11 protein-coding genes are annotated in these 13,895 nt (G+C 33.0%); 8 read left to right on the forward strand and 3 right to left on the reverse strand.

The window, feature by feature from the left end; genetic code table 11:
• Positions 1-14: 14 nt before the first annotated feature.
• The 3 genes from Q0828_RS06610 (at position 15) to Q0828_RS06620 (ending at position 2,515) form a co-directional block, all read left to right on the forward strand.
• The gene (locus tag Q0828_RS06610; protein ID WP_298418748.1) at positions 15-515 is read left to right on the forward strand and encodes a GTP cyclohydrolase; all 501 of its coding nucleotides are present in this window, start codon (positions 15-17) and stop codon (positions 513-515) included.
• 3 nt (positions 516-518) lie between these two features.
• Positions 519-1,232, forward strand: coding sequence for a methyltransferase (locus Q0828_RS06615; protein WP_298418749.1), 714 nt, complete (start codon positions 519-521; stop codon positions 1,230-1,232).
• A gap of 104 nt (positions 1,233-1,336) precedes the next feature.
• Positions 1,337-2,515: an acyl-CoA dehydrogenase family protein gene (locus tag Q0828_RS06620; RefSeq protein WP_298418750.1), complete on the forward strand. Its 1,179-nt coding sequence runs from the start codon at positions 1,337-1,339 to the stop codon at positions 2,513-2,515.
• Between the two features lie 817 nt (positions 2,516-3,332).
• Here Q0828_RS06620 and Q0828_RS06625 read toward each other — a convergent pair.
• From Q0828_RS06625 to Q0828_RS06635, 3 genes are all read right to left on the reverse strand, one after another.
• Positions 3,333-3,596 (reverse strand): hypothetical protein, encoded by a 264-nt coding sequence (locus Q0828_RS06625; RefSeq protein ID WP_298418752.1) that lies wholly within the window; start codon positions 3,594-3,596, stop codon positions 3,333-3,335.
• Positions 3,597-3,792: 196 nt separating this feature from the next.
• Positions 3,793-3,975, reverse strand: coding sequence for a hypothetical protein (locus tag Q0828_RS06630; protein ID WP_298418755.1), 183 nt, complete (start codon positions 3,973-3,975; stop codon positions 3,793-3,795).
• Positions 3,976-4,059: 84 nt separating this feature from the next.
• The gene (locus Q0828_RS06635) at positions 4,060-5,796 is read right to left on the reverse strand and encodes a helix-turn-helix domain-containing protein (protein ID WP_298418757.1); all 1,737 of its coding nucleotides are present in this window, start codon (positions 5,794-5,796) and stop codon (positions 4,060-4,062) included.
• Positions 5,797-6,097: 301 nt separating this feature from the next.
• Here Q0828_RS06635 and Q0828_RS06640 point away from each other — a divergent pair, with 301 nt between their 5' ends.
• Genes Q0828_RS06640 through Q0828_RS06660 form a run of 5 tightly spaced genes read left to right on the forward strand, consistent with a single transcriptional unit; the run spans position 6,098 to position 13,886 of the window.
• Complete coding sequence (locus Q0828_RS06640) at positions 6,098-8,461, forward strand: PSD1 and planctomycete cytochrome C domain-containing protein (RefSeq protein WP_298418759.1); 2,364 nt, start codon at positions 6,098-6,100, stop codon at positions 8,459-8,461.
• Between the two features lie 3 nt (positions 8,462-8,464).
• Positions 8,465-9,922: a DUF1501 domain-containing protein gene (locus tag Q0828_RS06645; protein ID WP_298418761.1), complete on the forward strand. Its 1,458-nt coding sequence runs from the start codon at positions 8,465-8,467 to the stop codon at positions 9,920-9,922.
• A 3-nt stretch (positions 9,923-9,925) separates the two neighbouring features.
• The gene (locus tag Q0828_RS06650; protein WP_298418763.1) at positions 9,926-10,969 is read left to right on the forward strand and encodes a 6-bladed beta-propeller; all 1,044 of its coding nucleotides are present in this window, start codon (positions 9,926-9,928) and stop codon (positions 10,967-10,969) included.
• Positions 10,966-11,760 carry a hypothetical protein gene (locus Q0828_RS06655; protein ID WP_298418765.1) on the forward strand — a complete coding sequence of 265 codons (795 nt, stop codon included), beginning with the start codon at positions 10,966-10,968 and terminating at the stop codon, positions 11,758-11,760. Before Q0828_RS06650 ends, Q0828_RS06655 begins: the two co-directional genes overlap by 4 nt.
• Positions 11,760-13,886, forward strand: coding sequence for an FN3 associated domain-containing protein (locus Q0828_RS06660; protein WP_298418766.1), 2,127 nt, complete (start codon positions 11,760-11,762; stop codon positions 13,884-13,886). The genes Q0828_RS06655 and Q0828_RS06660 overlap by 1 nt, the downstream gene beginning before the upstream one ends.
• The last annotated feature ends 9 nt before the right edge of the window (positions 13,887-13,895 follow it).

The following is a 13,895-nucleotide window of genomic DNA, read 5'->3' on the forward strand; positions in this document are numbered from 1 at the left end:
TTACAATGGTAAAAATGGCAGAAGTTGATTTGAAAACTAAGTACGGAACGTTTCGTGAAGTACTTTTTTATGATGGACAGAAAGAAGCAATTGCTTTTTATATGGGCGATATTTCTGAACAAAAAGATGTTTTGTGTAGAGTACATTCATCCTGCATACATGCGCATATTTTTAATAGTATTGAATGTGAATGTAGAGAAGAAATGGCAATTGCACAACAACTGATTCAGAAAGAAGGTCGCGGAATTATCATTTGGTTAGAGCAAGAAGGAAAAGGGAATGGACATTATGCTTTATTGAAAAGTATTCCTTTTAAACGAGAAGGAATGTCACAAGCAGAAGCGTATGAAGTTGCTGGTTTTCAAAAAGATGCTAGAGATTTTTCGGCCGCAGCCAAAATTTTAAAAGCGTTAAACGTAGCATCCATTAAAATGTTAACGAATAATCAGAAGAAAGTTGATACACTTAACCAGCATGGTATTGAAGTTTCAGGAATTAAATCGCTTGAATTGTAAACTATGAGCAAACCCTTTCGATTTAAAGAATTTACGATACATCAAGATAAAACCGCTATGAAAGTTGGTACAGATGGCGTTTTGTTGGGCGCATGGGCCTCTATAAAGAAGAATCCTTTTGCTATTTTAGATATTGGTGCCGGCACAGGTTTGATTGCCCTACAATTAGCACAACGTTCACAAGCAGAAGTGATTGATGCTATCGAAATTGAAGACAATGCCTATGAGCAAGCTGTTGAAAATTTCGAAAATTCTCCTTGGAGCGATCGTTTATTTTGTTATCATGCTGGATTGGACGAATTTGTAGATGAAATTGAAGACACGTATGATTTAATTGTTTCAAATCCGCCTTTTTACAGTGAAGATTATAAAAGTGAAGATGTAAAGCGTGATACGGCTCGTTTTACTGACGCATTGCCTTTTAACGAATTGCTTGCCGGTGTTGCTAAATTATTAGAACCAACAGGAACATTTTGCACCATTATTCCTTACAAAGAACAAGAACGCTTTGTTAATCTGGCGGAAGCCAACGGATTATTTCCAAATAACACATGCAACGTAAAAGGAAATCTGGAAGCAGATTTCAAACGTAGTCTATTGTCGTTTTCTTTTGAAAAAACTGAAAATACAGTAGAAGAGTTAATTATTGAAACCGAGAGACATCAATATACAGACGCTTACATTTCCTTAACAAAAGACTTTTATTTAAAATTATAACAATTTGTCTTTGTTTTGTGAGATTTCATTAATTACTTTTGTGAAAGCGATTTACGAACATTCCGTAAATTTGAGTATTAAAAAATGCTATTAAATTACAATCAATGAAACCAGATTTATTCCAAGCTCCTGATTACTACAATTTAGACGAGCTTTTAACAGACGAACATAAGTTAGTAAGAGACGCAGCCCGCGAATGGGTAAAAAGAGACGTTTCTCCAATTATAGAAGATTATGCTCAGCGTGCTGAGTTTCCAACACAAATCATTGATGGATTAGCAAATATTGGTGCTTTTGGCCCTTACATTCCAGCAGAATATGGTGGTGCTGGATTGGATCAAATTAGTTACGGATTAATTATGCAAGAGATTGAACGCGGAGATTCTGGAGTTCGTTCTACTGCTTCTGTACAATCTTCATTGGTTATGTATCCTATTTGGAAGTATGGAAATGAAGATCAACGTAAAAAATATTTACCAAAATTAGCTTCTGGTGAATGGATGGGATCTTTTGGTCTTACAGAACCTGATCATGGAAGTAACCCTGGAGGAATGACAACTAATTTTAAAGATATGGGAGATCATTATCTTTTAAACGGTGCAAAAATGTGGATTTCAAATTCTCCTTTTTGTCAAATCGCAGTTGTTTGGGCTAAGAATGAAGAAGGAAGAATTCACGGATTGATAGTGGAACGTGGTATGGAAGGATTTTCTACACCTGAAACACACAATAAATGGTCATTAAGAGCTTCTGCAACAGGAGAGCTTATTTTTGATAATGTAAAAGTTCCTAAAGAAAATTTATTACCCAACAAATCTGGTCTTGGTGCGCCGCTTGGCTGTTTAGATTCTGCACGTTTTGGTATTGCTTGGGGAGCTATTGGAGCTGCTATGGATTGTTATGATACAGCTTTACGTTATAGTAAAGAGCGTATTCAGTTTAGCAAACCTATTGGTCAGTTTCAATTACAACAAAAGAAACTAGCAGAAATGATTACTGAAATCACAAAAGCACAATTGCTAGCTTGGCGTTTAGGAGTAATGCGTGAAAATGGCACAGCTACATCTGCCCAAATTTCTATGGCAAAAAGAAACAATGTAGAAATGGCTTTAAAAATTGCACGTGAAGCACGTCAAATGTTAGGCGGAATGGGAATTAGTGGTGAATATTCAATCATGAGACACATGATGAATTTAGAAAGTGTAATTACCTATGAAGGAACACACGATATTCACTTGTTAATTACAGGACTTGATGTTACTGGATTAAATGCTTTTAAATAAGAAATAGAAAGCTTTTTAGGAAGCTTTTTTTAATAAATCAAACAAAGGGCAGCGTTTACAGCGTTTGCCCTTTTTGTATTTTTTGCAACATTTGCTCTTGCAATTTTTAACGGGTTTGATAGCGTGCTTCTTAGATTTTTTCTGAATTTCTTCTATATCGATCAATAAAGACATAAACGACTGTTATATAATATATTTCGAGTGCAAATATATCTATTTAAATTTAATCTAAATAAAAAAGTTTAATTTTTTGTGCAGAATTTTTAGGAGGATTTTCAAAACTTCAAAAGTCAGGGAAATCCCTTTTTAGGTTTAAGGAAGTTATTTTAACTACTAAATGAGACCCCCTAATTTCTCAATTTAATATATAACTAACTTTTATATTTCTCTAAGTCTCCTCAGCAACACTAAAAAAAAGGGAGTAATCACAAGAATGATCTCCCTTTTATCTAATAGAATAATACTATTATAATGAGATTCCCCTAAACCTCAATATGTTTATTGCTAAATTAAAACATATCCAAAAAGCGCGATATAAATAAACAATACTTATGCTACGGTAAAACCGTAATTATAATAAGTTTTCACATCAAAAAATAATAAAACTATAAAAACCAACCACTTACAATTATTAAAAAAAGATATTTAATAGAATATTTTAAGAAATATACTGCTTTTTGCTAAAAAACACCTTTATTTTGAGCAATTAGACACTTATCAATTACGGTAAAACCGTAATTACTCAAAATAAAAAGGCGAACATAGTCGCTCGCCTTTCAAAAAGTATTCTTAAAATTACTTTTCTTCTCTTTGTTTCTTATATATCCATTTGCAAAGGAGTGTTTAATTCTGCTTGTTGTACTGGCGCCTGATGTGCTGGTGGACAATAGTAATATGAAGGGCAACCACCTAAGCGAGAATCACACATATGATTTGAACATCCTGCATTTAATGTGTTTGTTGGACAACCATTTGTTACACACAACATGTTACCACTTGCCAACCCACCTGTTACCTCATCTCTAAGATTAGAAACTAATTTCTTGTTTAAGCGTAAGCTTTTTAAATTCTTTTTTTTCATGATTTCTATTTTTAATGTTTCGATAAGGCAAATTTAGTTTGAGAAATCATAGAAAAAGGAAAGGTATTCACTAGAATTGTTAGGGGGTTTTAACGGTAGTCAACAAAGGAAAAACTGATATTATTTTATAAAAAAATCTCCAAGATGCATACATCTTGGAGATTCTTCATTTTCGCGCTTGTATATTATTAATTTATCATCCACAAGCTGCATCTTCAATAGAAAGCTGTCCTCCACATGGATCAGTACACATTGTCCTTGTTTTGGTTCCTGCACATATGTATACAGATCTTTCGTCCGTACCACCCTTGACAGATTGTTTGTTTTCTAGTTTAGCAACACTAAGTTTTCGCAAATTTAATTTTTTGAATTTTTTCATTGTAATAAAAAGTTTTGTGTTTTAAATTTAATACTGTAAACAAATTCTACCAAGTAAAAACAGTCGTATTTATGAAAATACGACCTACAAATTCCCTTCATTTCCCTTTAACTTATTTAAGTTTTTAATATAGAATGAAGGGTAAATTCCTGTTCTTTTTTTGAATGCTTTTGAGAACGATTCTGAAGTATTAAAACCCAATTCGGAAGCAATGGATTTTATATCATACGTTCTAAATTTCTTATCATTTTTCAATTGTGAAAGCGCATAGTTCAATCGTAAGTCTGTAATGTATTGTACAAACTTTTTTTGCTTATGTGTTTGTAATGTTTTTGACAAATAGGTGCTATTTGTATTAATTTTTTTAGCAACATAATTAAGCGTGCACTTTTTTTGAAGAAATAGTTTTTTAGCTTCAAACTTATCTAATCCTTCTATTATTTTACGAACATTTTCATCAGTAACTACATAAGGTTCTATCTTTTTTTGTTGAGCAAGCTCCATTTCCTTCAATTCTTTTATCACATGCTGAAAACGATTTTTCTGATTTTGTTCGCGATTTTTATAATACCAAAAACCTAAAGATATCACGAAGAATAATATCAAACACACATAAATTAACGCTTTTGATTTTAGTTGTGCTTTTTCTGATGTTGATTCTAATTTCTTAATTGTTTCTTCAAACGCTGGAATATCATATTTTTTATAAATATTTTCAGACACTTTACGTTTAAAGATATCGTTCTGCTTATCTTTTTCTTCATAAATCTTATGATACTTCAAAGCTAATTCTTTATTATTTTTCTTTTCATAACACTGTGCTAGTAAGGTATATGTTTCTTGTGTTGTTGGAGAATTGGTGTTATTTTGACCTATAATAGAATCTACTTTTAATAAATAATCAATAGCTTCATCGTATTCCTTTTGCAAGAAAAAATTCTTTCCTTCCAATTGATATAACATGTATAATTGATTGTTAAACCCTAATTTTTTAATTTGTTTCTCAGCAGCTTTAAAAGTAACTAAAGCATTTTCCAAATTCCCTCTTCTTTGAAGAATCATACCTTTCATACTTAACAACATAGAATGTCCTTCCAAATCGTTTAGAGCAACACTCTTCTTCAAGGCTTCTGTATTGTATATCTCAGCAGAATCAAGATATTGAGTCTTATACTTCCTAAAGTTATCCGCTAAATGGATATATATGTTGTTTACATTTATAAGTGTATTTATATACTTTGTAGGCTGATTTTCTTTATTTAAAACGCCATCAGTATAGAGTGCTAAATTCTTTTTCGCTAAAGCTATGGCTTGTTTTGTTTGTCCTATTTCAGTTTTCACTAAAGACATATTATGTCGAATCTCTACTATTTTATCAATATCATCTTCTTCTTTAATTAGCTTATAAACTTCAACATATATTTCACTAGCTTCATCATAAGAATCAGCTTGGTAATAAATATTCCCTTTTAACTGTAAGCTATTTACATAACCTCGCTTGTTATTGCTTTTTTGAGCTTCATTAATAGCTATATCAATGAAATGGTGCGCACTATCTTTCTTTTCTAAAATATTAAAAATTAAAGCATTTATATGCGATGCATCATAACGTAATTTCTTATCAAGTTTTGCTCGATTATACAATTCAGAAGCATATATTTTTGCTTTTGATGAGTTTTTAAATCGATACGAAATAGCCAACTTCTTTAATGAGTCGTTAGAAATAGTCTCTAATGATTCAAACGAAACACTTTTTGGCTGTTGTGCATATATACAAAAAGTAAACAAGAAGAGAATAATAGGGAAATACAGTTTCTTCATAGAAACTAAAAATACTATGTTTTGCTAAAAATCAATAGTTTCTTCAGATAAAATTTATTTGTAAAATAGCAACAAGACTATTTATACAGAAAGATTTACGAATGCTTCTCTCTTAAATATTTGAATTTTAATTACTATTTAGATCTTATAAAACATGTAAACTACTATTCCTATTTTAACACATTAGTAGTAACATCTTCTCCCTTAAAACTTTCTAAAATAGAATAGATATCATTATCTTACGAAATCATGACTGGTCAACCAATTAAGCTAATTAATTCCCGTTAAAAACGAACCTGCTTTGAATACAAAAAAGAAAAACAAACCATACGTACTATTTTTGTACTTTATGATACCTTTTCTATTGGTATTAATGTATAAGTATGTTACCAAAAACAAGCAAGCTACGTATATTTCGCTTGATGGTACTATTACTACAAGTGAAGCAAATTTTCAGCAAGAAATTCCAGAGACAATCGATTACATTTTTGATGTAAAACCTATTCTTTCTGATCGATGTTACTTATGTCACGGACCTGACGATGGAACACGCGAAGCTAACTTGCGTCTCGATACTAAAGAAGGTGCATTTGCCGCTCTAGGTAAAAGCATAAAACATTATGCAATAGTTGCAGGAGATACTTTAGCAAGTAAATTAGTAGAACGTATCAATACAAAAGACAATATCAAACAGATGCCGCCTGAAGATTCTAATTTATCTTTAAGCGACTATGAAAAGAAAATATTAACCAAATGGATTGAACAAGGAGCCGTTTGGAAAGAGCATTGGGCATTTGTATTACCAGAAAAAAGTCAAATTCCATCAATTAAAAATGACAGTTTAACTGCTAATGAAATTGATAATTTTATCATTCAAAAACTAACACAGCAAAATTTAGCTCCTTCAAAAAAAGCAAGTAAAGAAAAGCTAATAAGGCGTATTTATTTTGACTTAACAGGATTACCGCCAAGCTTATCTGAAATTGATGCTTTTTTAAACGATTCAAGTAAAAATGCTTATGAAAAAGTAGTTGATCATCTATTGAACTCTACACGTTATGGAGAACATATGGCAACAAATTGGCTCGATATTGCTCGATATTCTGATACACATGGTTATCAAGACGACTTGGAACGTACCATGTGGCCTTGGCGCGATTGGGTAATTAGTGCTTTTAATAGAAATATTCCATATGATGAATTTATAAAATGGCAATTAGCAGGCGATTTATTGCCAAATGCAACACTGGAACAAATTGTAGCAACTGGATTTAATCGAAATCATAAAATCACACAAGAAGGTGGCGTAATTGACGAAGAATATCGTGTAGAATATGTATTAGACAGAACAAATACAGTATCAAAATCATTGCTTGGATTAACGATGGAATGTGCGCAATGTCACGATCATAAATATGATCCAATTTCACAAAAAGAATATTTTGGTTTCTATGCTTTTTTCAATAAGGTAAACGAAAAAGGACGCATGGATTATGGCGAAATTCCAAAACCAAATGTAAAAATTACCCAAAAAGAAATTGATGAAGTACTAAACTTTATCAACATGCCCGATTCTATCAAAGAAGTCCAACTCATGGTAATGAAAGATGACGCACCTAATCGAAAGACCTATGTATTAAAACGTGGCGCGTATGATGCACATGGTGATGAAGTAAACCTTACAACTCCAAAAGCAGTGTTACCATTTACAGAAAACTACGAACAAAACAGGCTTGGACTCGCCAATTGGTTATTTGATAAAAAAAACACACTCACCTCAAGAGTTGCCGTAAATCGTTTATGGCAACAAATATTTGGGAAAGGAATTGTAGCTTCAAGCTCTGATTTTGGAAATCAAGGTGCATTGCCTTCACATCCTGAATTATTAGATTGGCTAGCAATTACCTATCGAGAAGAAGGTTGGGATACGAAAAAAATGTTGAAACGTATGGTGATGTCAAATACGTATCAACAATCAACTAAAACTAGTGATCAATTATTAGAGATTGATCCTGATAATAAATGGCTTGCAAGAAGTTCAAGAGATAAACTCACTGCCGAAATGATTCGTGATAATGCACTTGCCGTAAGCGGATTATTAGTTGAAAAAGTAGGTGGCCCAAGTGTAAAACCTTATCAACCAAAAGGATTATGGGCAGAAACAACTTCTGGACAAGGATTAACGGAATATATTATGGATACTGGCGAAAATCTATATAGAAGAAGTTTATATACATTCTGGAAACGAACCGTTCCGCCACCAGCCATGATGACCTTTGATGCCGCAACAAGAGATTATTGCACAGTAAAACGTCAAAAAACGAGCACTCCATTACAAGCATTAGTTATGTTAAACGATCCACAATTAATAGAAGCTGCCAACACATTAGCGATTCAAGTATTGAAAAATGAAAGTTTGTCAGATGAAGCAGGAATTGAAACGATCTTTAGAAAAATCACTTCTCGAAAACCAGATACTTCAGAAATAGAAAATCTAATGACTTTCTTAAAAAATTCTGAATCAACATATGATGAAACAAAAAAAATTAACAACAAAGAAGCTATAGATTTAATTACAAATGGTATTGCAAAAGAAAAAGTATACGCTTTTGGCGTACTCACAAGTTTAATCTTCAATTTAGATGAAGCAATTGTAAAAGGATAATTTATGGAAGAAGTACACAAATACTTTTTAAATAATACACGAAGACAATTCTTGAAAAAATTAGGTTTAGGAATTGGCGGAATTGCCGCAGCTTCTATGTTAGATCCGTTTTCATCTTTGATCGAAGCTGCAGATTCTCCACTAAAAGGAATGAACTTACCACACTTTGCTCCCAAAGCAAAACGTGTTATTTATTTATTTCAAAGTGGTGGACCATCACAATTAGAATTGTTTGATTACAAACCATTATTAAATAAATTACGCGGGCAAGACTTACCAGATTCAGTACGAAAAGGACAGCGTTTAACAGGAATGACCTCAGGACAAGATAGCTTTCCTTTGGTAGGCAGCAATTTTAAATTTGATCAATATGGCGAATCGCGTGCTTGGGTAAGTGAGTTAATGCCATATACTGCAAAAGTTGTAGATGAACTGTGTTTTGTAAAATCGATGCATACAGAAGCTATAAATCATGATCCTGCTATTACGTTTTTTCAAACAGGTTCACAACAAGCAGGACGCCCAAGTATTGGCTCTTGGATGAGTTATGGTTTGGGAAGTTTAAACGACAACTTACCAACATTTACGGTGTTACTTTCACGCGGAACAGGAAGACCTTTAGCACAACCGTTATATTCCAGACTTTGGGGAAATGGATTTCTAAGTTCATTGCATCAAGGTGTACAATTTCGTTCAGGAAAAGATCCTGTATTATACTTAAAAGATCCGGAAGGAATGACACGTGCCGAACGAAGAAAAATGCTCGATCATATTAGTGAATTAAACGAAAAACAAGAACGTGAATTTGGCGATCCAGAAATCAATAGTAGAATTGGACAATACGAAATGGCATATAGAATGCAGACTTCGGTTCCAACCACAATGAATATTGAAGACGAACCCGATCATATCATTCAAATGTATGGTTCGGATGCAACAATTCCGGGAACCTATGCTGCAAACTGTTTACTTGCCAGACGATTGGCAGAACAAGATGTGCGTTTTATTCAACTTTATCATATGGGTTGGGATCAGCATGAAAACTTACCTTCTCAAATAGAAAAACAAGCAAAAGATATCGATCAGGCAACTGCAGCGTTAATACTCGATTTAAAACAACGTGGATTATTAGAAGACACCTTGGTAGTTTGGGGTGGCGAATTTGGTCGTACCAATTACAGTCAAGGAACGTTAACCGAAACCAATTACGGACGCGATCATCATCCAAAATGCTTTACGATGTTTATGGCTGGCGGCGGCGTAAAACCTGGATTTACGTATGGAGAAACAGACGATTTTGGTTATAACATTGCAAAAGATCCTGTGCATGTGCATGATTTGCAAGCTACGATGATGCATTTAATGGGAGTTGATCACACAAAATTTACCTATAAACATCAAGGAAGACGTTTCCGATTGACGGACGTTTCAGGTCATGTTGTTCACGATTTACTGAGTTAAGCTATGAATCGAAGAAAATTTTTAAAACAATCGTCCATCATATCATTAGGACTTCTCGCCTGTCCTAGTTTGAGTTCTGCTTTTTCGCTTGGCGCGAACAATGATGTGATTATTGGACACAATTCACATAAATACAAAGTTGATTTAACTTGGGGAAATCTCAATCCATTACATACGCCTGTAAATGATTGTCATGAAATGATCCAAGATTCTAAAGGAAGAATCGTTTTGTTGACGAATCATACCAAAAATAATGTGATTATCTATGACAAATCTGGAAAACTACTCGAAACTTGGGGGACAGATTATCCGGGCGCACACGGTTTAACTTTGGTGAAAGAAAACGGAGAAGATTTTTTACTAATTACCGATTATGAACGCCATCAAATCATAAAAACGACCATCGATGGAAAAGTAGTTTTTACCATCGAATATCCAGCAGAAACTGGAAAATACACTACTAAAGACGATTTTAAACCTACAGAAACTGCCGTAACTGAAAACGGCGATATTTACGTGACTGATGGTTATGGAAAACAATACATATTACACTACAATCATAAAGGTGAATTGCTAAATTTCTTTGGTGGAAGTGGTACAGAAGATGGACAATTTTTGAACGCGCACGGAATTTGTTATGACAATCGTAATCCGCAAAATCCTTCGTTATTAGTTTCTGCACGAGAATTAAATGTCTTAAAACGATTTGATTTACAAGGCAATTTTATAGAATCGTTCAATGTTCCTGGCGCATTAATTTGTCGTCCTGTAATACATAAAAAAGACATCTATTTTGCAGTCTTACGATCAAAAAGTGCAATCAATTCTGATTCTGGTTTTATTCTAATCATGAACGAAAACAATGAAGTCGTTTCCTGTCCGGGTGCAACTTCTCCATCATATCAAAACAATAAACTAAACGAATTGTATCAAACCGTACGATTATTTCAACATCCACACGATGTCTGTATTGACGATGATGAAAATATGTATGTTGCACAGTGGAATTCGGGGAAAACCTATCCTATAAAACTAACACGCGTATGAGAAAATTTATAGGAATTATAATCGCAATGTTAGTCTTTTCCAGTTGTGAAAAGCAGCAAAAAGAAGTGACATCATTTTTACAACAAGGAGAAATAAAACTTACAAATCCAAGAATTACCGTTTCAAACACGCTTATAGATTCTTTTGTAACACTAAAACCTGAAATTCATATGGAAAAGCTATCTGTTGGATACGAAGAAAACGGAAAAACACCAACAGAAGCATCTACAAAATTACACACAACAATTTCAGCAACCAAACCTGGAATTTATAAGTTTAGAGCGTTTCATCCTGATTGGAAACCAAGTGAGGTTACTAGCATTAAATTGTATAAAAAAGGACACATCCCTAATAAAATTACTTGGAAAACTTCTGCTAATAAAAAGTACAAAGGACAGGGAGAAACAACATTAATCAACAATCAGAAAGCTTCCTTAGAATTCAGAGATATAGAATGGGTTGGATTTGACACCATCGCAAAAGCAACGGTTTCATTTAACAGAAAAACTTATATCAAAAGTTTGACAATTAGTTATTTGACTGATCCGAAATCGTGGGTTTTCCCACCAGCATCAGTTACATTGTATCTTAACGATAAAGATACTATCAACGTAACTATTCCGGCTTTGACTGAAAAAGAAATTGTCAAACTAGACGACATCAAAATTCCAATAGAAAAAGAAATTAGCACAATCGCCTTAAAAGTAAATAATGTGCAAAAATTACCCGATTGGCATGCTGGAAAAGGTTTGAAAGCTTGGTTATTTATGGACGAATGGATTTTTAATTAATGAAAGAAAACAAATACATATCATACCTGTTTTTTGGCGCAATTGCAGTTTTTGGATTGCTTACTTTTTATGCTTTAACTGCAACTGAAACACCAAGGATTATTCTATTTTTTGGACGCTTCCATCCATTACTTCTACACCTACCTATTGGTGCTTTACTCGTTGCTTTTTTCATAGATATTTTAGGACGAATTCAAAAAAACTATCCGTTAGTTACCGTTAGAAATATTTTAGGTTTTACGTCCTTTTTCGCAATACTAACGTGTTTTTTAGGATATTTTTTATCGCTCGAAGGCGGATATGAATCAGATACATTAAACCTTCATTTATACACAGGAATCATAACCGCATGTTTGACAACTTTGTTATTTTGGCTCAGTTTGGAAGATGCCTTTAACAAACAAAAGCTGTTTCTAATCACTTTTGTTGTATCCATAGTTAGCATTAGTATTACAGGACATTATGGAAGCATATTAACGCATGGTGAAATTTTTTTGACGGAATATGTTAACGTTCCTGAAACAGAGAAAACAATTGAAACTGTAGATAGTTTGTATATGTATGATAATATTGTGGTAAAAATATTTGATAAAAAATGTGTGCAATGCCATAATATGACAAAACAGAAAGGAGAACTTTCTTTAATTTCACCAGAAGCTATTATAAAAGGTGGTGAAACGGGAAAAATACTGTTAGCAGGAAACGCAGAAGCAAGTTTATTGTATCAACAACTACTATTACCGATTTCTCATGAAGATCATATGCCACCTGAGGGAAAATCGCAATTGACAAAAGATGAAATTTGGCTACTAAAACATTGGATTAATGAAGGATTAGATTTTGAAAACCATGTTACAAACACCAAAGAAAATGATACGCTTGCAAAACTTCTGAAAGACTATTTAGTATTCAATAAAGTCGAAATTCCACGTGCTTCTTCAAGTAATATTACTGATATCAAAAAAGCCAATTTTAGAATATTAGAACTTGTTCCTGGCGAAGCTGAACTTAATGTAAAATACCTCAACAAAACACCTAACCTAGAAGAAATAGAACAACTTTCATTACTTAGTGAGCAAATTATAGAACTTGATTTTCACTCCATTGAAATCACAGATGAGATGACAAAAGTGATTCGTGAATTGAAAAATCTAAAAACACTTCGAATCAACAGTAAAAAAGTTACCGATAAAACATTGCAAAACTTAAAAAAATCAACAAACTTAGAAGTTTTAAACTTATACAATACACAGATTTCTAATCAAGGTTTGACAGCTTTATTACAAACCATTCAACCTAAAAAAATATATGTTTGGCAAACTAAAGTTGATGAGGAAACAGCAATTGCTTTGACAAAAGAATTAAAGGTAAATATTCAGCAAAACATTGTCGCTGGCTTTGTAGAAGAAAGTCAATTGAAAGCTCCTGAAATTACACCATCTATAACTTTATTTACAGATTCAATCCATGTAAATATTACAAGTAGATTGAAAGATGTAGCAATACGTTATACCACAAATGGCGAAATTCCAACTACGAATTCTACTATTGTTTCAAACCCGATCATTATAGAAAATTCACAAACACTTAAAATTGCGGCGTTTAAAAAAGGGTGGTTACCAAGCGATATTATTACTAAAGAATACACAAAGGTTTCACAATTGATCACAGATTTTAGCATTCAGAAAAAACCAAGTCCAGATTACGCCAATCCAGCAAAATTATTTGATCTAAAAGAAGGAAGTCTTTCTTTTAAAGATGGCGAATGGACAGGTTGTTTTGGCTACGACTTAAACACTACTATTGATTTAGGAAGCGTAAGAACTGTTAATAATATTTCATTTAGCACCTTAGAAGATGTCGGAAGTTGGATTTTATATCCTACAAAATTTACAGTCTTTGCCGCTACTACTAACAATGGTTACTTCAAAAAAATAGACGAAATCGAAATCTCTCGACAAGGAGAAGGTGGTGAGGTTGAAATGAAAAAAATTACGCTAAACATGTCAAAAACCAACGCACGTTTCTTTAAAATCAGTATAAAAAACCGAGATAAACTTCCTAAATGGCATCCGGCTGCTGGAAATCCTGCATGGATTTTTGTCGATGAAATTTATGTTTGGTAAAAGTAATAG

This window comes from uncultured Kordia sp. (genome assembly GCF_947496985.1).
GTDB lineage: Bacteria > Bacteroidota > Bacteroidia > Flavobacteriales > Flavobacteriaceae > Kordia.

Coding starts and splice junctions, on each gene's coding strand:
- Q0828_RS06610 (WP_298418748.1), top strand. CDS start 15: ATGGCAGAAGTTGATTTGAAAACTAAGTACGGAACGTTTCGTGAAGTA.
- Q0828_RS06615 (WP_298418749.1), top strand. CDS start 519: ATGAGCAAACCCTTTCGATTTAAAGAATTTACGATACATCAAGATAAA.
- Q0828_RS06620 (WP_298418750.1), top strand. CDS start 1,337: ATGAAACCAGATTTATTCCAAGCTCCTGATTACTACAATTTAGACGAG.
- Q0828_RS06625 (WP_298418752.1), bottom strand. CDS start 3,596: ATGAAAAAAAAGAATTTAAAAAGCTTACGCTTAAACAAGAAATTAGTT.
- Q0828_RS06630 (WP_298418755.1), bottom strand. CDS start 3,975: ATGAAAAAATTCAAAAAATTAAATTTGCGAAAACTTAGTGTTGCTAAA.
- Q0828_RS06635 (WP_298418757.1), bottom strand. CDS start 5,796: ATGAAGAAACTGTATTTCCCTATTATTCTCTTCTTGTTTACTTTTTGT.
- Q0828_RS06645 (WP_298418761.1), top strand. CDS start 8,465: ATGGAAGAAGTACACAAATACTTTTTAAATAATACACGAAGACAATTC.
- Q0828_RS06650 (WP_298418763.1), top strand. CDS start 9,926: ATGAATCGAAGAAAATTTTTAAAACAATCGTCCATCATATCATTAGGA.
- Q0828_RS06655 (WP_298418765.1), top strand. CDS start 10,966: ATGAGAAAATTTATAGGAATTATAATCGCAATGTTAGTCTTTTCCAGT.
- Q0828_RS06660 (WP_298418766.1), top strand. CDS start 11,760: ATGAAAGAAAACAAATACATATCATACCTGTTTTTTGGCGCAATTGCA.